The 20,012-nt window shown below is 36.3% G+C and carries 27 protein-coding genes and 1 pseudogene; 21 read left to right on the forward strand and 7 right to left on the reverse strand.

Annotated features, from left to right (window positions below; all coding sequences use genetic code 11):
• Window positions 1-174: 174 nt before the first annotated feature.
• The 5 genes and pseudogenes from L1999_RS29775 to L1999_RS15165 all read left to right on the forward strand — a co-directional run.
• Window positions 175-249, forward strand: a pseudogene (locus tag L1999_RS29775) (NAD(P)H:quinone oxidoreductase, type IV); the annotation flags it as partial.
• Window positions 250-383: 134 nt separating this feature from the next.
• On the forward strand, window positions 384-869 hold the full coding sequence (locus L1999_RS15150; protein WP_235739318.1) for a CBO0543 family protein: 486 nt from the start codon (window positions 384-386) through the stop codon (window positions 867-869).
• A gap of 177 nt (window positions 870-1,046) precedes the next feature.
• Window positions 1,047-1,760: a pirin family protein gene (locus L1999_RS15155; RefSeq protein ID WP_235739319.1), complete on the forward strand. Its 714-nt coding sequence runs from the start codon at window positions 1,047-1,049 to the stop codon at window positions 1,758-1,760.
• Window positions 1,761-2,027, forward strand: coding sequence for a hypothetical protein (locus L1999_RS15160; protein WP_235739320.1), 267 nt, complete (start codon window positions 1,761-1,763; stop codon window positions 2,025-2,027).
• 128 nt (window positions 2,028-2,155) lie between these two features.
• The gene (locus L1999_RS15165) at window positions 2,156-2,764 is read left to right on the forward strand and encodes a nitroreductase family protein (protein WP_235739321.1); all 609 of its coding nucleotides are present in this window, start codon (window positions 2,156-2,158) and stop codon (window positions 2,762-2,764) included.
• 75 nt (window positions 2,765-2,839) lie between these two features.
• Here the strand turns inward: L1999_RS15165 and L1999_RS29635 are convergent, their stop codons facing one another.
• Window positions 2,840-2,974 carry a hypothetical protein gene (locus tag L1999_RS29635; RefSeq protein ID WP_275676906.1) on the reverse strand — a complete coding sequence of 45 codons (135 nt, stop codon included), beginning with the start codon at window positions 2,972-2,974 and terminating at the stop codon, window positions 2,840-2,842.
• Window positions 2,975-3,278: 304 nt separating this feature from the next.
• Window positions 3,279-3,698 carry a MerR family transcriptional regulator gene (locus L1999_RS15170; RefSeq protein WP_235739322.1) on the reverse strand — a complete coding sequence of 140 codons (420 nt, stop codon included), beginning with the start codon at window positions 3,696-3,698 and terminating at the stop codon, window positions 3,279-3,281.
• Window positions 3,699-3,857: 159 nt separating this feature from the next.
• Between L1999_RS15170 and L1999_RS15175 the strand changes: the two genes are divergently transcribed.
• Together L1999_RS15175 and L1999_RS15180 are read left to right on the forward strand one after the other, a co-directional pair.
• Window positions 3,858-4,709 carry an aldo/keto reductase gene (locus L1999_RS15175; protein ID WP_235739323.1) on the forward strand — a complete coding sequence of 284 codons (852 nt, stop codon included), beginning with the start codon at window positions 3,858-3,860 and terminating at the stop codon, window positions 4,707-4,709.
• 123 nt (window positions 4,710-4,832) lie between these two features.
• A complete protein-coding gene (locus tag L1999_RS15180) occupies window positions 4,833-5,165 on the forward strand; it encodes an FAD-dependent oxidoreductase (protein WP_235739324.1) in 333 nt (110 codons plus the stop codon).
• A 267-nt stretch (window positions 5,166-5,432) separates the two neighbouring features.
• On the opposite strand, the gene L1999_RS15185 is transcribed toward L1999_RS15180, so the two are convergent.
• On the reverse strand, window positions 5,433-5,981 hold the full coding sequence (locus L1999_RS15185; protein ID WP_235739325.1) for a TetR/AcrR family transcriptional regulator: 549 nt from the start codon (window positions 5,979-5,981) through the stop codon (window positions 5,433-5,435).
• 204 nt (window positions 5,982-6,185) lie between these two features.
• Between L1999_RS15185 and L1999_RS15190 the strand changes: the two genes are divergently transcribed.
• The 13 genes from L1999_RS15190 (at window position 6,186) to L1999_RS15250 (ending at window position 17,472) form a co-directional block, all read left to right on the forward strand.
• A complete protein-coding gene (locus L1999_RS15190; protein WP_235739326.1) occupies window positions 6,186-6,941 on the forward strand; it encodes a carboxymuconolactone decarboxylase family protein in 756 nt (251 codons plus the stop codon).
• 89 nt (window positions 6,942-7,030) lie between these two features.
• On the forward strand, window positions 7,031-7,894 hold the full coding sequence (locus L1999_RS15195; protein WP_235739327.1) for an aldo/keto reductase: 864 nt from the start codon (window positions 7,031-7,033) through the stop codon (window positions 7,892-7,894).
• A gap of 19 nt (window positions 7,895-7,913) precedes the next feature.
• Window positions 7,914-8,318, forward strand: a complete 405-nt coding sequence (locus L1999_RS15200) for a cupin domain-containing protein (protein ID WP_235739328.1) — start codon at window positions 7,914-7,916, stop codon at window positions 8,316-8,318.
• Between the two features lie 374 nt (window positions 8,319-8,692).
• Window positions 8,693-9,907: an MFS transporter gene (locus L1999_RS15205; protein ID WP_235739329.1), complete on the forward strand. Its 1,215-nt coding sequence runs from the start codon at window positions 8,693-8,695 to the stop codon at window positions 9,905-9,907.
• Window positions 9,908-9,923: 16 nt separating this feature from the next.
• Window positions 9,924-10,154, forward strand: coding sequence for a tautomerase family protein (locus L1999_RS15210; RefSeq protein ID WP_235739330.1), 231 nt, complete (start codon window positions 9,924-9,926; stop codon window positions 10,152-10,154).
• Between the two features lie 21 nt (window positions 10,155-10,175).
• Window positions 10,176-11,036 carry a DUF3737 family protein gene (locus tag L1999_RS15215; RefSeq protein WP_235739331.1) on the forward strand — a complete coding sequence of 287 codons (861 nt, stop codon included), beginning with the start codon at window positions 10,176-10,178 and terminating at the stop codon, window positions 11,034-11,036.
• Entirely contained in the window at window positions 11,026-12,210 is a 1,185-nt protein-coding gene (locus L1999_RS15220; protein WP_235739332.1) for a MalY/PatB family protein, read from the forward strand. Before L1999_RS15215 ends, L1999_RS15220 begins: the two co-directional genes overlap by 11 nt.
• A 32-nt stretch (window positions 12,211-12,242) precedes the next feature.
• Complete coding sequence (locus L1999_RS15225) at window positions 12,243-12,986, forward strand: SDR family oxidoreductase (protein WP_235739333.1); 744 nt, start codon at window positions 12,243-12,245, stop codon at window positions 12,984-12,986.
• 11 nt (window positions 12,987-12,997) lie between these two features.
• Entirely contained in the window at window positions 12,998-13,363 is a 366-nt protein-coding gene (locus L1999_RS15230; RefSeq protein ID WP_235739334.1) for a cyclophilin-like fold protein, read from the forward strand.
• 95 nt (window positions 13,364-13,458) lie between these two features.
• Entirely contained in the window at window positions 13,459-14,178 is a 720-nt protein-coding gene (locus tag L1999_RS15235; protein ID WP_235739335.1) for a dihydrofolate reductase family protein, read from the forward strand.
• Window positions 14,179-14,220: 42 nt separating this feature from the next.
• A complete protein-coding gene (locus tag L1999_RS15240) occupies window positions 14,221-15,198 on the forward strand; it encodes an aldo/keto reductase (protein ID WP_235739336.1) in 978 nt (325 codons plus the stop codon).
• Window positions 15,199-15,546: 348 nt separating this feature from the next.
• Entirely contained in the window at window positions 15,547-16,635 is a 1,089-nt protein-coding gene (xerS, locus tag L1999_RS15245) for a tyrosine recombinase XerS (protein ID WP_235739337.1), read from the forward strand.
• 426 nt (window positions 16,636-17,061) lie between these two features.
• Window positions 17,062-17,472 carry a YkvA family protein gene (locus L1999_RS15250; RefSeq protein ID WP_235739338.1) on the forward strand — a complete coding sequence of 137 codons (411 nt, stop codon included), beginning with the start codon at window positions 17,062-17,064 and terminating at the stop codon, window positions 17,470-17,472.
• 192 nt (window positions 17,473-17,664) lie between these two features.
• Here L1999_RS15250 and L1999_RS15255 read toward each other — a convergent pair whose 3' ends face one another.
• The 4 genes from L1999_RS15255 to L1999_RS15270 all read right to left on the reverse strand — a co-directional run bounded on the left by L1999_RS15255 (window position 17,665) and on the right by L1999_RS15270 (window position 19,351).
• Entirely contained in the window at window positions 17,665-18,579 is a 915-nt protein-coding gene (locus L1999_RS15255) for a VOC family protein (RefSeq protein WP_235739339.1), read from the reverse strand.
• A gap of 81 nt (window positions 18,580-18,660) precedes the next feature.
• Window positions 18,661-18,732, reverse strand: coding sequence for a DUF4256 domain-containing protein (locus L1999_RS29885; protein WP_430540040.1), 72 nt, complete (start codon window positions 18,730-18,732; stop codon window positions 18,661-18,663).
• A 292-nt stretch (window positions 18,733-19,024) separates the two neighbouring features.
• Window positions 19,025-19,201, reverse strand: coding sequence for a hypothetical protein (locus L1999_RS15265; RefSeq protein WP_235739340.1), 177 nt, complete (start codon window positions 19,199-19,201; stop codon window positions 19,025-19,027).
• 78 nt (window positions 19,202-19,279) lie between these two features.
• Window positions 19,280-19,351: a YjcZ family sporulation protein gene (locus L1999_RS15270; RefSeq protein ID WP_197031452.1), complete on the reverse strand. Its 72-nt coding sequence runs from the start codon at window positions 19,349-19,351 to the stop codon at window positions 19,280-19,282.
• A 267-nt stretch (window positions 19,352-19,618) separates the two neighbouring features.
• Between L1999_RS15270 and L1999_RS15275 the strand changes: the two genes are divergently transcribed.
• Window positions 19,619-19,762 (forward strand): hypothetical protein, encoded by a 144-nt coding sequence (locus tag L1999_RS15275; protein ID WP_235739341.1) that lies wholly within the window; start codon window positions 19,619-19,621, stop codon window positions 19,760-19,762.
• Window positions 19,763-20,012: the final 250 nt, after the last annotated feature.

Consider the following 20,012-nt stretch of genomic DNA (forward strand, 5'->3'; position numbering starts at 1 on the left):
TAAATCTAAACCGAAAAAGGTATTGACAATCGAAGTTATTAGTAATAGATTCATTTTTATTCCAAAATATCTCAGTTTAGAGGTTTTTTAATTAAAAGTAATTTTTATAAGATTTAATTAGTGAATAGAAACAAGTCACCAAAAGAGGTCCAGAAAGAAGTTATCCGCCGGCAAATCCAAGCAGCTGTAAAACACCAAGCAAAGCGTACTGTAACCGTTGCAGAGTGGATTAAGAAATCAAATCAATAAATTATTCGTTTAAAGCCTAATCGTAATTTCTCGATTGGCTTTTTTTATTTTTAGAACTTTTTAGAAGGATAATATTTCCTGATTGGGTAATGGTAATAATGTTAATTATTAACACTTTGGAAGGGTGTTTTTTTATGGAAAAGAAATTATTAAATTTACTTACGGCTTTATGTTTTATTTCATTGCCATTTTTATTTAAAGGAACAAAAATGAGAGAGAACCTATTAATTCTTTTTTCGAAAGGGGTAGTTGCAACTCTTGTTGATGCTTATGTTGTAGGAACAAAAAGAGTGGAATATCCAGTGCGTCCTTTTCCAAAAATTTTTAAAACAAATATTATATATGACATATTGTTTTTCCCGATTTTAAGTGTTATCTGGGTGAAAATATCTTACAATGATCATTTCGGTAAAATTTTATTAAAAAGCTTGATTTTTAGTGTTCCTATGAGTATTGGTCAATGGTTTATGGAAAAGAACACCAGATTATTTAAATGGAATAAATGGTCACCGTTCCATACTTTTGCTAGTGTTAATTTTACTTTATTTACGATCAGAGGGTTCGTTGGTTTATTAAAGCTATTCGATAAGTTTAAAGGTAAGCAAAATGTAACTGAATAAAATGTTAAAAAGCTAATCGAGATTGATCGATTGGCTTTTCTTATTATCATTAACTGCAACTTATTTGCAGAAAATAATTATTTGATGTTAAAATAGTCTTAATTAAGAATAGTTCATTTCTAAATATACTAATTAATAATTTATTAAATCAAGATATTAAATAGGGAGTGAAGGAATGTGATTCAACTTTTTCCTGCGGATAAACGCTATACAGTGAAAAATGATTGGTTGAAAAGTTCACTAGGTTTTTCTTTTGGAGAATATTATGATCCAAAGAATATACGATTTGGACCGCTGCGCGTTTTTAACGATGATACATTACAGCCAGGACATGGTTTTGGTATTCATCCTCATCGTGAAGCTGAAATAGTCTCTATTATCTTAAAAGGAGCTCTTAAGCATGGGGACAACTTAGGAAACTCTGGAACTCTTAACCATGGTAGTATTCAGCGGATAACCGCTGGTACTGGAGTGCTTCATTCTGAATTCAACGCTTCAAATGAGGAAGAGGTACAATTTTTACAGTTATGGTTTTCTCCGAATGAGCAAAAGCTAGAGCCCTCATATGAAGACATTTCATATGATCTAAATAAATTGCATAATCAGCTGCTGCCTGTCATTTCGCATACGGCGTCTGATCAGGTGGCTGGAATCCATCAAGATTTGACACTTTATTTGTCAAGATTAGATGGAAAGGAGACAGTGAACTTTGAACAGGAATCAGGTCGGAAGATTTACGTCTTTACTATAGAGGGAGAAATTTCAATAAACAATGATTTTCTTTTAAAGTCCAGAGACGCTGCCCGAATCACTGATATTCCTGAAATAACGATTCAGGGAAATCAAGATAGTTTCTTTTTATTAATCGATTTACCTGGGGGTGAATTTTAAATGTTGATGATTCGTCATTCAATTGGCAGCAGATTATTGTGCCAAACGAATAGATACACTATTGAGCAACAAGACGATCGTTGGCTAATATCCCTACCTGTAGACGAAGAAACGGCTTCGAAAGTTTTAGATTTTAAAGATGAGATAAATTTATTTGAGGTAAAGGAAAATGAGAAGACTTGGTTTTATTCTTCAGATGGAGACATACATTTTCAAGGTGAGAAATTGATGATAGTTGCTGATCATAAGACTGTTTATCCAACATAATAAGTCTATCTACGCACATAAAAACTGTGGAAGATGGTTTATTAGACAAACCAATTGACTTGTTTAATTAAATTATTATTATCCTTAAAATTCTCTTCACAAAAAAGTATAAATGGAGGCATCATGCTATGACAAAAGATTTTTTTACTACTTTAAAAGAAAGACGTACTTATTATGGAATCAATAAAAACGTTCAAGTTTCAGATGATACTATTAAGGAAATCGTAGAATTTGCAGTAAAATTCACGCCCTCTGCCTTTAACTCCCAAACTGCACGTCTTGTGGTATTGACAGGGGAATCCCATGATAAATTATGGGATATTACGACTGAAACTTTAAAAGAAGTTGTTGGTGGTGGAGATTTTTCTGCGACTCAACAAAAAATGGACTCATTTAAGGCAGGATACGGAACTGTACTATTTTTTGAAGACGAAGCAATAATTAAATCTCTTCAAGAACAATTCAGTACATATGCTGACAACTTTCCTGTTTGGTCCCATCAGGCATCAGGTATGCACCAGCTGGTAGTTTGGGCCGCTTTAGAATCAGAAGGTCTAGGAGCTTCTCTGCAGCACTATAACCCACTTATTGACGAAGAAGTAAAGAAGGAATGGAATATTCCTTCAAATTGGAAGTTAATTGCTCAAATGCCTTTTGGTAATCCAACAGCTCAGCCAGGAGAAAAAGAATTTAAGCCAGTGGAAGATCGTGTGAAATTTTATAAAAATATAATATAGGACATTTATTCATGCAAAAAGCCTGATGGGAAGATCCACCAGGCTTTTAATTATCCTTTTAAGAGGAGTTTAATCTTATAATCGTTTTAACATTTCTAAAATTTCTTTACGTTCTTCTTCTTTGTTCATTTCGATATTCATTCTTTTTTTGCAAAATTTAGTTTCGCACTCTTTATCGCGTTGCTGAATGTTTTGATTTTCCACCTGCATAAGGTACACTCCTTCAAATCTAATCAATCAAAAACCCATGAACAATGTAGCGAATTGTATCTGAATTAAGCATTCCCATATATATAGAGACTATACTGAGATTCGCCTTAATTGCTACTAAATGATTGGTCACAAACATTCCTTTTATTTAACAATATTCGACATAATAATAGGGAACTCCAATCAAGTTGATTTGAATATGTAATAAACATATGACACTGTGACACAGTGGGACAGTGGGACAAATTCAATTCTGATGAGTTCCATCAATTGGTGGTTGAGCGGGTTGTGGCAATTGCAGAAATTAATGAGCCAAAGGCATTTTATTTTCCTGCCATTTCCCCGGGTTAGTATCATCTGGGATCACTTTATTGATAATGTCAAGGTAGTGACTTGACTTCTCTTCCATATATTTGACTGTTCGTTTTGCTTCCTCTAACTGAGCCTGGGCGATCTCTTTTTGTTTCAAAATGATTTCATAGCGTTCCTGAATGGTAGAATCGCCTTCCAAACACAAATCTACATACGTTTTAATGTCTTCCACTGTCATACCACATTGTTTTAAATATTTTACACCTGTTAACCAATTGATGGATTCTTGATCAAAAAGACGATTATTATTTTTATCACGCTTTAGATTCGGAACTAATCCTTTATCCGTGTAGAAACGAACGGTATGTTCAGTCAGCTCAAGTAGCTTAGCCACTTCTTTTACTGTATACAATACAATCCCTCCTCGAAATTTAAATAAAAGTTACTTAAAATCTGTTGACTTCGTGTTACACGAAGGTGGTAGGCTTATACTAGCACAAGGATGCTTAAATTGTAAACACCAGCAACAGCATTACTTGTCACAATTTTTATAATACTGGAGGTAAATTATATGCAAAAAGTTATATTAAACAATGGTGTCGAAATACCTATTTTAGGTTTTGGAGTATTTCAAGTTCCTGATCAAGCTCAATGCGAGCAGGCAGTATCAGACGCACTTGAAGCTGGGTATCGTTTAATTGATACAGCAGCTGCCTATTTTAATGAAGAGGCAGTTGGCGCAGCCATCAAAAAAAGCGGGATTCCAAGGGAAGAACTTTTTATAACGACTAAACTTTGGATTCAGGATGCTGGTTATGAAAATGCAAAAAAGGCTTTTGATGTTTCCTTGAAGAAACTAGGGCTTGACTATCTTGATTTATACCTCATTCACCAACCGTTCAGTGATTATTACGGTTCATGGCGAGCAATGGAGGAACTTTATAAAGAAGGAAAAATCCGTGCTATTGGGGTATCTAATTTTTATCCTGATCGTTTAGTTGATTTAATACTGAACAATGAAGTTGTACCAGCCGTTAACCAAGTAGAGACCCATCCGTTCTTCCAGCAGAAAGTTGCAAAGAACGTTATGGAAGAATATGGCGTACAAATTCAATCATGGGGACCGTTTGCAGAAGGTCAGAAGAATATCTTCCAAAATGAATTACTTGCTGGTATTGCGGCGAAATATGGAAAGTCAGTAGCACAAGTCATTTTACGTTGGCATATTCAACGTGGTGTCGTGTCAATTCCAAAGTCTGTTCATAAAGAACGTATTGTTGAAAACTTTAATGTTTGGGATTTCGCTTTAAGTGATGAAGATATGGCCGCAATTGCTACTATGGATGTTGGAAAAAGCGAAATAATTGATCATTTTACTGTTGATACGGCTAAGATGTTAAATGGGTGGAAAATTCATGAATAATGATTCATGAAACACTTGTGAAGCGCGATATTTAATGTTTTTCATCATTAAAAAACCGTTTTTCTAATTTGGAAATTCGGTTTTTTCTTTTTGAAAACATTCCTAATAAGGAGGAAAAACGTTATGAGAAAGGATAACTGGAGCGAATCAAACAGTGACACTTTTATTCAAGAAGCCAATGGAAATGCTGTTGTTGTCGGTGCGTCTCTTTCTGGACTAATGACAGGGATTGCTCTTGCACGAGCTGGAGATGCTGCACATCTACCTACACCACTCACTGCATCGGGATTTAATGCTTCCTTGCAAGATGCTGCTACCTTAACCGAATGTATAGAAAAAGGAATAAAAGGGTCTGCAGCTTCTGAGGCGCTTTTGGAGTATGAATCTCGCCGTTTAAAAACTGCACGGCAAATAGTGCAATCTGGACAATCTTTTAGTCGCTCATTTGGACGATAAATGTATTGGTTTTTTCAACCTAAAAAACGGAGGAAATGAAGATGAAAATTTTAATTTTAGGCGCAGCTGGTCAAATTTCACGTTTGTTGACTGAGAGATTATAAATTCACCACGTCCAACAGAGGCTATAGAAGAATAGAACTTGAAAAATATATATTAATGATAAGTAAAGCCGTTTCCTGGTCGAGAAAACGGCTTTTTAGTAAAAGTATAAGAAGTAATATACTTAAACTATAGGGGTGTTAATGTTAAAGAAAATCGTTGCAATTATTCTAGATTCCTATCTAACAATGCCCCCGTTTGTTCAGCCATCACACGAGCTGACAAAGGCATTCCATTTTTGAACCACCATTCTACTGCCCCTACGACTGCTGATCCAAAAAATTGAAGAATAACATCTTCACTTAATCCTTGATTTTTTCCTTCGGTTGTATCCACTTCAGCTGCAAACTCTTCTATAACTAAATCAAGAAAACGACTACGAAAATAGGGTGCACCTTTACTAGCTAGCATTGTTGAAAAAAATAAATAATGACGCTCAAAGTATTCGTACCAGACATAATTTCCTTCTTGAAACGTCATCTCAGATGACGATTGGCATAGTTCCCGGAGATTCTCTATATGTTCTTCAATCATCTTATCCAGGAGGTCGTATTTATCCGTGTAATGAAGATAGATGGTTCCTCTATTAACATCTGCTCTGTCAGCAATATCTTGAATGGTAATGTCGTCAAAACTTTTTTCAGACATCAGTTCAATGACGGCATTTTTTATAGCCACTTGGCTTTTTGCTATTCTTCTATCTACTTTGGTCACACTAATCCACCAACTTTTCTTAAAGATAATCAACAATTTAAAGTGATTTGTTGAGTAATCAACGAATTGCTCTAAATTAACCATTGAAAGTGTGAAGGGCTTTTTTATAATTATAAACAGATGTTGATTAATCAATCAATAATCATTTTGCAGCTACCTTTTGGAATAATAAAAGTAAATTGACTTCAAACAGGAGGGTTATTTATGGACCGCATTGAAAAGAGTAAAGAAAAATACAAACAGTTATTCGGAAATGGAGTACCAGCCGCATACGCTACCGATCCTGATTTTCAAGACATCCTTAGCCGTTTCATTTTTGGGGAAGTATTCGATCAAGGAAATCTGGATGACAAGCAACGCGAGTTGATTACCCTGGCAGTGCTTACTACCAACCAGACATTGCCTCAGCTCAAGGCACATGTTGCTGCAGCACTAAACGTTGGGCTGACACCAGTAGAAATCAAAGAGGCAGTTTACCAGTGTGCACCATATATCGGATTTCCCAAAACATTAAACGCCATAAATGAAGTGAATGAGGTTTTCAAAGCGAAGGAGATCACTTTACCACTTGAAAGCCAAAAAACTGTAGATGAAGATAGCCGTTTTGAGAAAGGACTTGCTACTCAAGTAGAGATTTTTGGTGATGTCATTACAAAAATGCGTGAGGCTTCTCCAGAAAATCAAAAGCATATGCAGGATTATCTTTCCTCTTTTTGCTTTGGAGACTTTTACACGCGTGGCGGACTTGATTTGAAAACACGGGAGTTGTTGACACTCTGTATTATCAGTACGCTGGGCGGTTGTGAAAGCCAAGTGAAGTCACATGTGCTGGGTAACAAAAATGTAGGCACTGACAAGGAGACATTGATCACCGCCATCACTCACTGCCTCCCATATATGGGCTTTCCGCGAACACTAAACGCATTAGCTTGCATTAATGAAATGATTCCTGAAAATTAAGGCAAACGGTTAAGGATTTAGTAAACGCTTGAGAGTAAGCATCTCTGGTTCACTTGAAAAAAATATAACAATGTAAAGGAGACAAAAGCATGTTTAACGAAACTTACAAATTATCAAATGGTGTAGAAATTCCAAAATTAGGTCTTGGTACATGGCTGCTTGACGATGCACAGGCTGCACAGGCAGTCGTAGAAGCGGTATCGATCGGATATCGTCATATGGATACTGCTCAGGCTTATATGAATGAAACTGGTGTAGGCGAAGGCATCCGTTCATGCGGTGTTGCAAGAGAAGAACTTTTTATCACGACAAAGGTTGCAGCAGAATTAAAGACATATGAGGCAGTCACGAAGTCCATTGATGAGTCTTTAGCAAAGCTGGGACTTGATTATATTGATCTTCTAATTATCCACAGCCCTCAGCCTTGGACCGAGTTCCGTGAAGAGAACCGTTACTTCAAGGAAAACAAAGAAGCATGGAAAGCAATGGAGGATGCTTATAAGACAGGCAAGGTAAAGGCAATCGGTCTTTCTAACTTCCTTCAGGATGATGTAGAGAATATTCTTGCAAGCTGTGAGATCAAGCCTATGGTCAATCAAATATTGGCACATGTGAGCAATACTCCTTTGGAGCTAATTAAATTCTGTCAGAAGAATGACATCCTAGTAGAAGCATATTCACCAATTGCACACGGTGCAGTTCTCGATCATGCAGAGGTTAAGGTGATAGCTGATAAGTACGGAGTATCTGTTGCTCAACTTTGCCTGCGATATGATATCCAACTTGGTCTTGTCGTCATTCCAAAGACGGCAAATCCGGATCACATGAGAAACAATGCAGAGCTTGATTTTGTTATCAGCGATGCAGATATGGAGACTTTGAAAAATGTAGAGCAAATCCAGAATTATGGGGAGCATAGCTTCTTCCCTGTATTCGGAGGAAAGTTAAAATAAATAGGTGGAGGAATTAAAAATGGCAAAACATGAAGAAGTAAAAAATGGTGTTATTTTCCCTGCAGGAGAAAAAAATCCTTTTTCTCAATTTTTCGTGGGACAAAGTTATCTTAAAGGATTAGTATCTGACTCTAAAATCAACGTTGGTGTCGGGAATGTGACTTTTGAACCGGGATGTCGAAATAACTGGCATATCCATCGTGATGGATATCAAATTTTATTGGTAACTGGAGGCGAAGGTTGGTACCAAGAAGATGGACAACCTGCTCAATTGTTAAAAGCAGGGGACGTAATTGTCACGCATGATGGTGTCAAACACTGGCATGGCGCTACAAAAGATAGCTGGTTTGTTCACATTGCAATCACAGCAGGTACTCCGGAATGGTTAGAGCCTGTTGAAGATGAAACTTATAACAAATTGTAAAAAGCAAACGCATCGGATCATTTGATTCGATGCGTTAATTATGACGGTCATACAAACAAAAGGGCGGAAACAGTATTGAAAAAGGTACAGCCTTTACTTTAAGCCAAGAAGTTATTAGAAATGCAGCGATTGAGTTGATGATATGCATATTAGACATGCTGACTTAACCAACCTTTTATAGATACTCAACAATTTTCGTTGATTTGTTGAGTAATCAACGAATTGCGTTAATTTAACCATTGAATACAGTCAGTTTCCTTTTATAATAATAAACAGATGTTGATTAATGAATTAACATTGATTTTTTTAAAGGGTCTTATGATCAGGTTACGACTAAAAATTGAAACTTACATCAAAATACGTAGGGAAAGGAGATGGATATTATACGTTTGGACAGGTTAAAAATATATTCTTTGCTGTCAGTTGCTTTATTGATCTCATCCGGTCCATTGATTGCCGCAAACATTCCTGCAATTGAAAAGGAATTTCCAACAGTAAATCCAACCCATGTTGGGCTTTTAACAACCATTCCTTCACTGTTTGTCATTCTAGGAATCTTAGTTGCGAACCGTTTGGAACTATGGATTGGAAAGAAAAGAACGATATTGATTGGTTTAGCACTTGTTTTTCTTGCGGGTGTTTTTCCGGTACTGAAACATAATATCTTTTCATTTTTGTTTCTTTCACGCTGTTTCTTTGGTTTAGGAATCGGTTTATTCAACCGCCTAATCATTCAAATGATTAGTGATATATTTCAGGATGATTCGCGCAGAAAAGCAGCTGTAATTGGATTGGAAAGTGCCTTTGAAGGATTAGGTGGTATTTGTTTGACGTTTATAGTAGGGCAGTTGTTGAAAATCAACTGGCACACATCGTTTCTTATTTATGCTCTGGCGCTTCCAATTTTTCTGGGATTCCTTTTCTTTGTTCCGAATGACAAGAAAATGGAAAAAAGAAAAGCAGAACCAAGAGAAACTGTATCGGACAGTCCCAACGACGTAGGATCCTATCGCTCAGTCTATGGTTATGGTATTTTGCTTTTTGTGATTGTAACCATTTTTATTAATTACAATATTCAGGTTACCTCACTGCTTTTAGAAAAACACATAGGCAATGCTACGATTGGCAGCAATAATCTTGCCTTCATTGGTTTAGGTGCATTTATTGCCGGTTTTTCATTCGGTAGAATTTTTCAACTGCTGAAGGATTATATCATGCCAGTTGCACTTTTATTTCTCGGAGTTTCTATCTATATCACGACTATTTCAGAAAGTATTGTACTCACGACATTTTGTTCAATGGCTATTGGCTTTTCTTTTCGTTGTATGATGCCCTATTTGTTTCATACATTTACGCAACAAAGCAAAAAAGTGGCAAAGCTTGGAACAACAATGGTGTTAGTTGCTTATAACATTGGTGCTACCCTATCCCCTTACGAAGGGACAGTGCTTTCAAAGTTATTCCACGTTCATACTGTTCAGTCTTTGTTCCTTTCAAGTTCAATTATTATTATTTTGATTTCCCTCATTGTTTTGGGAGTTGTTCTTAAAAAGGAAAAAATGAGCAAAGTCCAACAAAGAAGTTTTTAGTTTGAGAGGAGAATATATGATGCCCCACATTATTGTAAAACTTATACCAGGCAGAACCGAGGAACAAAAGAAAGAACTTACAGATAAGATTGTGCAAGCTGTTATGGAAACAGTAGACGCTGGAGAATCTAGTATTTCTGTCTCATTCGAAGAAGTTCCGAGTGAGAAATGGGAAGAAGAAGTATATCAACCTGATATTTTAGGTAAGGATAACACGTTGTATAAAAAACCAGGATATAGATATTAATGAAATTGGAGGAGAAACACTTTGGAAGCAATTAATCAACAGATGCTAACAGGAGAACGCTCTCTTTTTAAGAGTAGAGATCTTATCATTAAGGATTCGGTTTTTGCGGATGGCGAATCACCACTAAAAGAAAGTAGTGATATTTCTATTGATAATAGTATTTTTAAGTGGAAGTATCCTTTATGGTATTCCAAAAATATCAGCGTAAAGAATAGCAGTTTTCTTGAAATGGCACGATCCGGAATTTGGTATACTCATCATATTTCAATCAGTGACAGTATCATAGAAGCACCAAAAACATTTCGACGTGCACGTGATATTCACCTGACCAATGTTGATATGCAAAATGCGGAGGAGTCCTTTTGGAACTGTAAAGATGTTTACTTAACAAACGTGACTGCAAGAGGCGATTACTTTGGAATGAATAGTGAAAATATTAAAATTGATAATTTCAGATTGGTAGGGAACTACGCTTTTGATGGAGCAAAGAATATCGAAATCCGAAATGCAAAGTTACTTTCTAAAGACGCTTTTTGGAATTGTGAAAATGTTACTGTATACGACTCTACAATTATCGGTGAATATCTAGGTTGGAATTCCAAAAATATCACGTTTATAAACTGTACCATTGAAAGCAACCAAGGCATGTGCTACATGGATCATTTGGTGATCGAAAATGGGAGAATTATCAATACGGATTTAGCGTTTGAATATTCAACAGTAGACGTGGAAGCAACAACAGTGATTGATAGTGTGAAAAATCCAATTGCCGGAAAAATCAAGGCTAAGGACATTAGTGAATTAATATTCGATGATAAGGAAATCATCTCAGCCAATACCCAATATGAACTAGATGATGCAGGTGAACCCTGTGACGTTTAATTTTGATAAAATGACGAATCGCTTTAACACCAACTCTTATAAGTGGGATGTTGGATATAAAGAGCTCCCGATGTGGGTTGCAGATATGGACTTTGAAACATCCCCAGCCATTGTTAAGGCAATGCAAAAGAGATTAAACCACCATATTTTTGGTTATACAAGCGTGCCAGATGACTATTATCATGCAGTTGCTCAGTGGTGGGAAAAGAGACATCAATTTCCTATTGAAAAAGAATGGATTATGTTTTGTACCGGTGTAGTGCCAGCCATTTCTTCCATTGTACGCAAAATGACGAACATTGGAGACAATGTGTTGGTGCTCTCACCTGTTTACAATATCTTTTACAACTCAATCGTCAACAATCAACGAAAAGTTCTTACAAGCGAATTGATTTATAAAGACAATCAGTATTCGATTGATTTTGGTGATTTAGAAAGAAAACTAGCCGACCCTGAAACAACCCTCATGGTTTTCTGTAATCCTCATAACCCAATTGGTAAAGTATGGGATAAAGCGACTCTTGAGAGAATGGGAAACCTTTGTATCAAACACAATGTTCTCATCCTTTCTGATGAAATTCATTGTGACTTAGCGCATCCAGGATATCACTATATTCCATTTGCTTCTGTTTCAGAAGAGATTGCTCAAAATAGCATTACCTGCGTAGCACCAACGAAAACATTCAATCTTGCTGGGATTCAAACATCGAGTATTATTGTGCCAAATCCAGAGTTAAGGAAGCTGGTGAATCGTGGAATCAACACCGATGAAGTGGCTGAACCAAATGTTTTTGCGATCGAATCTGCAATCTCAGCGTTTACAGAAGGTGAACTTTGGCTTGAAGCATTGTTAGATTATCTGATGGGAAATAAGCAATTGATTGACCAATTTATCGCAAGTGAGCTTCCGGATCTTCAAGTCATTCATTCAGAAGCAACCTATTTGGCGTGGCTTGATTGTAGTGCAATAACGCATGATACCAAATATTTATGTGAATTTATTAGGAAAGAGACAGGATTGTACGTTTCAGAAGGTACCATTTTTGGCGGTAATGGTCATAACTTCATTAGACTAAACTACGCCTGTCCTAAGGCAAGGCTTGAAGATGGATTACAGCGTTTAAAAAAAGGAATTGAAGTATTTCAACATTTAAACAATCCATCAAGAAAATAATAATTCATAAAAAATTTATGGAGGTAGTTCCAATGCCAAAAATTAAAGGAAAAGTTGTCATTATTATGGGTGCATCAAGTGGGATTGGCGAAGCGACTACCATGAAACTTGCACAAGAAGGAGCGAAATTAGTCATTGCAGCTCGCCGTGAAGATCGATTAAAATCTCTTGTTGAATCATTGCCAAATGCTGAAGTATCATATGCTATTGCAGATGTAACAAACAAAGAGGAAGTTCAAGCTGTCGTAGATTTGGCAATTGAAAAATACGGCCTTGTAGATGTACTCTACAACAACGCTGGAGTTATGCCAACTGCTCCACTTTCAGAAACACGATTTGATGAATGGAAACAAATGTTAGACATTAATATTATGGGTGTGTTAAATGGGATTGCTGCCGTTTTGCCGATCATGAAAAAACAGCAATCTGGTCATATCATTGCGACTGACTCCATTGCAGGGCATGTGGTCTATCCTGGTTCTGCTGTATACTGTGGCACAAAATTTGCGGTTCGTGCCATCATGGAGGGATTACGCCAAGAAGAGCATGAAAACAATATTCGAAGCACCATTATCTCTCCGGGGCTTGTAGATACAGAACTTTATACGACGATTAACGAGCCTGAAAACCGTGAACGAGTAAAGAAAAATGCAAAAATAGAAGGTTTGGGATTGAAGCCAAGTGACATTGCTGACGCAGTTGCTTATGCCATAAGTACACCGGAATCTGTTGCTGTAAGTGAAATCCTAATTCGTCCAACAAAATCAGTAAAATAAAATAAAAGAAGGTGAGTAATAAAATTAAAATAAAATTAACTGTTGGTGAAGACGTATATACTGCTATTTTAATTGACAGTAAAGCAGCAATTGATTTTATAACACTTCTTCCGCTTAGGTTAACACTTGAAGACTATGCAGGAACGGAAAAGATTAGCAATCTTCCAAAAAGATTGTCTACTACCGGTTCTCCAGATGGTACCAAAGCTTCTATCGGAGATATTACGTATTATGCTCCTTGGGGAAATTTAGCTATATTTTATAAGGATTTTGGTTTTGCAAATGGATTGATTAAATTAGGGAAGATTGAATCTGGTATTGAAAAGCTTGCAAGTATGAAAGGTAATTTTAAAGTTACAATTGAAAAGATCATTTAAAAACATCTCGCAAAAATCCTTGTAAGAATAGGATTAATCTGCACGATTGTTGCAGCTTAGAGGTAGTATTTTACAGTTTAAAAGGGGTAAAACAAATGGAAAGACCATATATAATCTGCCATATGCTAACTTCATTGGATGGGAAAATCATTGGAGAATATTTGAAAGAGGAACGAGCTATCTATTTTACCGACGAATACGAAAAAATTCATAAACATTATGGATGTAGAGCATGGATGTGCGGCAGGATTACTATGGAGGAACACTTTACTTTCGGACATCAATTCGATTTAAAACAAGATAACATTCCAACTATCCCAAGAACTGATTACGTTGCAAATAAGGATGCAAAAGGGTATGCAGTTGTAGTAGACCCTTCTGGAAAACTGGGATGGACAAAAAACTACATTACAGATGACTACGGATTAGGAGACCACATTATCGAAATACTTACAGAACAAGTATCTGATGCCTACCTGGCTCATCTGCAAAAACTTGGTATATCTTATATTTTTGGCGGAAAAGAACAATTGGATTTTACTGTCGTAGTGGAAAAACTAAAGTGCTTATTTTCTATCGATAAATTAATGCTCGAAGGTGGAGGAGTTTTAAATGGCTCTTTTTTGAACGAAGGATTAATTGATGAATTGAGCCTAATTTTAGTCCCAATTGCAGATGGTGCGTCCAACACCACGACACTTTTTGAAACAAGCTATTTTCTAAAAAAACCACAACCCGTAAATTTCTTCTTAAAGGACATAGAAAAACTGGGCGATGGTGGAATCTGGATGAAGTATGTAACAAAACGTGATTAACCTTTATTTAACAAAAAAACAAATTAATTTTGGAGGTACATGATGGAATATCGTACAGTAGGAAAAACAGGAATTCAAGTTTCGAATTTATGTTTTGGGGCAATGTCTTTTGGGGGAGACGCTGACGAAGAAACATCCAAATCCATGTATAAACGCTGTCGGGAAGCTGGGATCAACTTCTTCGATACTGCCGATGTATATGGGCGTTCTGAGGAAATTCTAGGAGAGTGTATTGCACATGAAAGAGACGAAATCGTCTTAACGTCAAAAGTGTTCTGGAACACGGGTGCTGATGTGAATGCGAGAGGGTTGTCCCGAAAACATATGGTGCAGGGGATTGAAAATAGCCTGCGACGTTTAAAGACGGATTATATTGATTTTTATTTTGTCCATGATTTTGATGAATTAACTCCAATGGAGGAAACCTTACGGACACTCGATGACCTACAGCGACAAGGGAAAATTCTTTACCCAGCAGTAAGCAATTGGGCAGCGTGGCAAATCACTAAAGCATTAGGAATTTCTGCAAAAGAGCAACTTGCTCGTTTTGAAATAATTCAACCTATGTATAACCTTGTTAAACGCCAAGCAGAGGTTGAAATTTTACCAATGGCTGCTTCCGAACAAATTGGTGTCATAACTTATAGCCCACTTGGTGCTGGACTTCTTTCAGGGAAATATGGAGTAAATAAACGTCCTGAGCAGGGCCGCCTTGTACAGAATGCCCGCTATGGTGACCGTTACGGGGCCGATGATGATTTTGTTACGGCTGAACATTTCACTAAATATGCAAAAGAACATGATGTGAAACCGGCAACTCTAGCAGTTGCTTGGGTCAAGGCTAATCCTGCTGTTACTGCTCCGATCATTGGTGCACGTAATTTAGACCAATTAGAAGATTCATTAGCAGCGGCTGATTTTAATATGACAGAAGAAATGTACGCTGAAATTACCAATTTATCAAGGACACCTTCACCTGCAACGGACCGTACAGAAGTATTAACCGGCAAATGGAAATAAGAAAGGAAACAATAAAAGTGGAGTGGGAGACCATTTCGCTTTTTTGTGCGCATTTAAATTAGAAAGAACTTTATTAAAAATCAAGAGTTAGGGTTTAAAATTATTTACCTTAAGGTAGATGGGCAGAAATAGAGTCATTGAAAAATCTATTTTTGTTCATAATGAATCCGATACCTTAAAATCGTTGTTAGTTGAACCAGACAGTTTAAGCGATGAACACCGTCAAATCTTTTAAAACGGAAGGAAGCGGGGGAGCCTTTGTAGATTAATTACCCAAAAATATAATTACGTAAAATATAAATTTGACGTAATTAAGTATACCAAGTAAAATAAAAGTGAGGTGTTATTATGGTAAATCAGGATAAACAAACCAATTTTAAAAAATTACAAACCTTGCTTAACGAACTCCCTTGGTATGTCGAAGAATACATAAATCATAAGCTGCGGAAACTTTCGACTGCGTCTTTATTTAATTATTGTCATGACTACAAGATCTTTTTCAATTGGATCATTACGGAGCAGCTGCATCAAGGTACTGTTAAGGAAATCCCGCTGGAACGTCTCGAAGAGATGACCGTTTTAGAGGTCGAAAACTTTTTAAACTATCTGCATTATCAACTAGATAACAAGGAATTGACGGTAAATCGGAAGTTATCTGCTTTAAAGTCACTGTTTAATTATCTGCAAAATATCGCCGAAACTCCAGATTTAAAGCCTTATATTAATCGAAATGTAATGGCCAAAATCGAGTTTAATGAAGTAAAAGACAGCATGGAAACAAAAGCAAATAAAATGGAAGGTAAAATCCTCCTTGGGGATGAATACGAAAAGTTTCGTTTATTTGTTGCAAATGATTATGGCGAATTAAATAAAGAAAATAAAAAACTATCTAACTTTTATCAATTAAATAAAGAACGTGATACCGCGATTGTATCCTTAATTTTAGGTTCAGGACTGCGGCTTTCTGAGTTAGTCGGCATTGAATTAGATGATATTGATTTTAGTAAATACTGTGTAAGAGTGATTCGAAAAGGAAATAAAGAACAATTCGTTTTCTTTAGCCAAGTGGCCATGGCAGACCTCCAGGAATATCTCTCTGTAAGAGCGGCTAAATATCAAGTAGACAAAACAAATAAGGCATTGTTTATTTCTGCACCGGTCGGTCCTAAAGGAAAATCACGGCGGCTGACAGCACGATCGGTTGAAAAACTCATTGAGAAATATGCAACAGCATTTGGGAAGCCATCATTATCAGTTCATAAGCTGCGGCATTCGTTTGCCACCAGATACCATGCTGAGATCAATGATGTTCCGAAATTAAGACGCCAACTAGGTCATTCATCGATCCAGACGACGATGATCTATACTCATATCAAGAATGATGATTTAAAAATTGCTGTCGACAAAATGGATATGCCGAAAGAACAAATCGACTAACAATCAATAAAACTGTCACCCTACTGGCAGTTTTTCTTTATTTTATCAGTTTACATAATATTATTATGTAACCAAATTGCTTATTTGTCTCAATAACTAAGTATACTTAAGATAGTGAGACGAAATAAAAATTTTATCGATAGTTGGGATGCAAACTCCTCTCTTAATGTCCTTAATAGCAGATTTTGAAGACAATTTTTTGGTGATTTTGGTGTCTGTTTGTCTTTAAGAGCCATTCTTAAGGATAGTATTGGATGAAAACTCCTTCCCCTTGTTAGATAAAAGCCACTCTAGAAGACATTTCGGGTGCCTTCTCTTCCCTCTTGTTCTCTATTCCTTCTAAATAACAACTGACAAAAAAGCGCTTATGAAGTTTCAACTCTCTCCTATTTTACTTTATAATCATTACTAACAAGGAGGAGTTAGATGGAACAGAAAAATTTTTTAGCAAAATTAAAAAACTACACAAGAAAACTAAAACAAAATTTATTTGTTCTTTATTTATCATACAAAGATAATAGAGTACCTTGGTACACTAAACTGGTTGCTATTTGTGTTGTTGCTTATGCTTTTAGTCCAATCGATTTGATTCCTGACTTCATCCCTGTATTGGGTTATCTCGATGACCTAATTATTGTTCCGCTGGGCATTTCACTGGCACTAAAATTAATACCACCTTACATTATTGAAGAAAACAGAGAAAAGGCTGAAGAAATTAGAAAAAATGGTAAACCAAAAAACTGGATTGTTGCCCTGCTATTCATTCTAATTTGGATTTTACTTGCGTTTTGGGCTGGTAAATTATTATACAGTATGTTCATTGAAAATAGTCATTAAATCATTGGGGGATATGCTTCTTTGCATATCCCTTCTACACTAAACTATCCCTTTTACCTCAATATGCATATGAGTTTTCTTAATGAGCCAATATTTCCTCTAATTTTTTGGGAGAGATGTATATTTGCTTTTATCGAAAGCTTGAGAAATGGATGAAAGCTTACCTTCGATCTTCCGAAGTCTGCATTCTGATTATCCCTTGTATGCGTTCCGTAATTTTTCCAGATCAAATTTCTTCATTTTTAGAAAAGCATTCGTCACACGTGAAAGCTGATCTGGTCTACCTTTGCTCATCATCTCATTCATCTCGCTTGGCACAACCTGCCAGGATATACCAAACTGATCTTTCAGCCAGCCGCATTGCTCTGCTTCAGGAACTGCAGATAGCCTATCCCAGTAGTAATCAATCTCTTCTTGTGTCTCACAATACACCATGAATGAGATTGCCTCATTAAAATTGAATTTATGTTCATGTGCGCTATCCATTGCAGAAAACCATTGGTCTTCCAGCATAAAATCGGCGAACATGATTGTTCCTTCTTTATCAGGTGCCATGCCTTGAGGGTAGCGGGCGATAAGTCCCTGTTTTGCGTTCTTAAATACGGATAAATAAAAATGAATTGCCTCTTCCGCCATGCCGCATTTTTCGCCGACAAACAAAAGTGATGGAACAATAGTAGGCCGTACTTCACCTTCTGGATTGGTAAGCATTAATTGCCAGGACAATCCATACTTATCCTGAATCCAGCCAAACCTTTCACTGAAGGGATACTTATCAAGCGGCATTAACGCTGTGCCGCCTTCCGACAATTTGTTCCACACCTCATCTATTTTTTCGCTCGCATCATTTTCTCGTGATGGGTCAAAATTAACTATGAAAGAGATCGACGGATTGATTTTGAAATAAGGCCCAGCGCTGATTGACATAAACTTGTGTCCCCACAGCTCAAATGAGACTATCTCGGAGTCACCTGATGGTGTGTCCTGAATGGTTGTGACATTCGTAATTTTTGAGTTTGGGAATATGGAAGCGTAAAACTCGGCAGCTTCTTTTGCCCCCTTTTCATACCATAAATGCGGAACGATTTTTTGTTTTGATTTTGACATATACATTCCTCCATGATTTTTTGTGTCGGCAAGAATGCCTCCAAAACATTTTAGTGGCTAGAATGCCGTTCAAATTCAAATTTACCTAAGCCAGCCACGGAACCCTCTTGTAGAATAGTACGATTCTGCACTATTGTGGTACACAAAAACTATGTCTTAATGACGATAATGAAAGATATCTGAGTATTATCTTATAATTTTCTGCAAAAATAATGAAAATCCTGCCAATTGAAATAAACGGTAATATGAATGAAAATAAATTGTATAAATCAAATACGCAACAACGGAATTTGAAGAAAACAAGAAAAATCGTGAGATTTTCCTTCACATACACGTTACTATTGAATAACTGGTGCATGTCAATTGTTCATTCACTATCAGGTGATAACAGCCTAAAAAAAAAGAGAGCCCGTCGGCTCTTTGGAAACATGTTTAAATTAAATGCTTAAAAGAATCCGCGTCCTCTTCTTTCAATTTCAATACGTCTTCTTCTTTCGATTTCGATACGTCTTCTTCTCTCTATCTCAATTTCGATTTCAATACGTCTTCTTCTCTCTATCTCGATTTCGATTTCAATAGGGAAAAACCCTCTTCTTCTAAAGCCGTCACGGAAAAAAAACAAGTCAATCATCCTCCAATCTTTTCAGTAGTCTAGACAAAGGGAACGAATAAAATCAATTTGCCCTTAGTTCCGTACAAATTAGTAACCCATAAAAGAAGTTCCTACAATGATTAGGAGAATGAACAATACCACGATTAATGTAAATGACATACTTAATCCGTCACCCATGTATATCACCTCCAGTACCTATAGAGTTATATGAGAAATGAATACTTTCCTCTATCTATATATATTTCATTGGACAAGTCTTGATTGGACAATTATCATCATATTTCTACAAAATCCGCAATTTGATTAACCCTGAGATTCTAGGTCAATATTTTCTTCAAGGTATCAGTCAGTTTTTTACAGGTAGTCCATACCCTTTCGTTATATCAACATATTATGTAGTAACACTAAAACGAAGAAGGAATTGGTATGAAGTTTGTAAAAAATTTTTTTAAAATTGTATTTGGTTCTAATTTAGTTGTATTTATTGCTTTAATTTTTCTTCCTGCATTTATCGTTGCGGATCAAGTGGATTTGTTTGAGCGAATCGTTTCCTATATCTCAGAAATTTAAAGTTGTTCCGAAATTGGTGCTTTTGAGTGTACGAAGTAAAAGAGAATGGGGTCAGGTTTGATAAAAACAAACCCCTTATCTTCTCCAATTATATATAAAGGCAAGTTGGTAACTTCGTCTCCTTCATAATAAATCACATCAAAAACCCAATATTGTATCCTGTGATTTGATTTATTGGATTGAAAACTTTCCATTGCCGCCTCAAATTCAGGCTTTCCATCTTAATCTGGTACAATCAGTTCCCCACCCA

The organism is Neobacillus drentensis (genome assembly GCF_021560175.1).
Classification (GTDB): domain Bacteria; phylum Bacillota; class Bacilli; order Bacillales; family Cytobacillaceae; genus Neobacillus; species Neobacillus drentensis_A.

Excerpts from the sequence above, each read along its gene's own strand:
- L1999_RS15275 (WP_235739341.1), top strand. The coding sequence starts at position 19,619 with ATGAAGTTTGTAAAAAATTTTTTTAAAATTGTATTTGGTTCTAATTTA.
- L1999_RS15190 (WP_235739326.1), top strand. The coding sequence starts at position 6,186 with ATGGACCGCATTGAAAAGAGTAAAGAAAAATACAAACAGTTATTCGGA.
- L1999_RS15255 (WP_235739339.1), bottom strand. The coding sequence starts at position 18,579 with ATGTCAAAATCAAAACAAAAAATCGTTCCGCATTTATGGTATGAAAAG.
- L1999_RS15180 (WP_235739324.1), top strand. The coding sequence starts at position 4,833 with ATGAGAAAGGATAACTGGAGCGAATCAAACAGTGACACTTTTATTCAA.
- L1999_RS15225 (WP_235739333.1), top strand. The coding sequence starts at position 12,243 with ATGCCAAAAATTAAAGGAAAAGTTGTCATTATTATGGGTGCATCAAGT.
- L1999_RS15240 (WP_235739336.1), top strand. The coding sequence starts at position 14,221 with ATGGAATATCGTACAGTAGGAAAAACAGGAATTCAAGTTTCGAATTTA.
- L1999_RS15150 (WP_235739318.1), top strand. The coding sequence starts at position 384 with ATGGAAAAGAAATTATTAAATTTACTTACGGCTTTATGTTTTATTTCA.
- L1999_RS15200 (WP_235739328.1), top strand. The coding sequence starts at position 7,914 with ATGGCAAAACATGAAGAAGTAAAAAATGGTGTTATTTTCCCTGCAGGA.
- L1999_RS15160 (WP_235739320.1), top strand. The coding sequence starts at position 1,761 with ATGTTGATGATTCGTCATTCAATTGGCAGCAGATTATTGTGCCAAACG.
- L1999_RS15235 (WP_235739335.1), top strand. The coding sequence starts at position 13,459 with ATGGAAAGACCATATATAATCTGCCATATGCTAACTTCATTGGATGGG.
- L1999_RS29635 (WP_275676906.1), bottom strand. The coding sequence starts at position 2,974 with ATGCAGGTGGAAAATCAAAACATTCAGCAACGCGATAAAGAGTGCGAA.
- L1999_RS15175 (WP_235739323.1), top strand. The coding sequence starts at position 3,858 with ATGCAAAAAGTTATATTAAACAATGGTGTCGAAATACCTATTTTAGGT.
- L1999_RS15210 (WP_235739330.1), top strand. The coding sequence starts at position 9,924 with ATGATGCCCCACATTATTGTAAAACTTATACCAGGCAGAACCGAGGAA.
- L1999_RS15205 (WP_235739329.1), top strand. The coding sequence starts at position 8,693 with ATGGATATTATACGTTTGGACAGGTTAAAAATATATTCTTTGCTGTCA.
- L1999_RS15165 (WP_235739321.1), top strand. The coding sequence starts at position 2,156 with ATGACAAAAGATTTTTTTACTACTTTAAAAGAAAGACGTACTTATTAT.
- L1999_RS15250 (WP_235739338.1), top strand. The coding sequence starts at position 17,062 with ATGGAACAGAAAAATTTTTTAGCAAAATTAAAAAACTACACAAGAAAA.
- xerS (WP_235739337.1), top strand. The coding sequence starts at position 15,547 with ATGGTAAATCAGGATAAACAAACCAATTTTAAAAAATTACAAACCTTG.
- L1999_RS15195 (WP_235739327.1), top strand. The coding sequence starts at position 7,031 with ATGTTTAACGAAACTTACAAATTATCAAATGGTGTAGAAATTCCAAAA.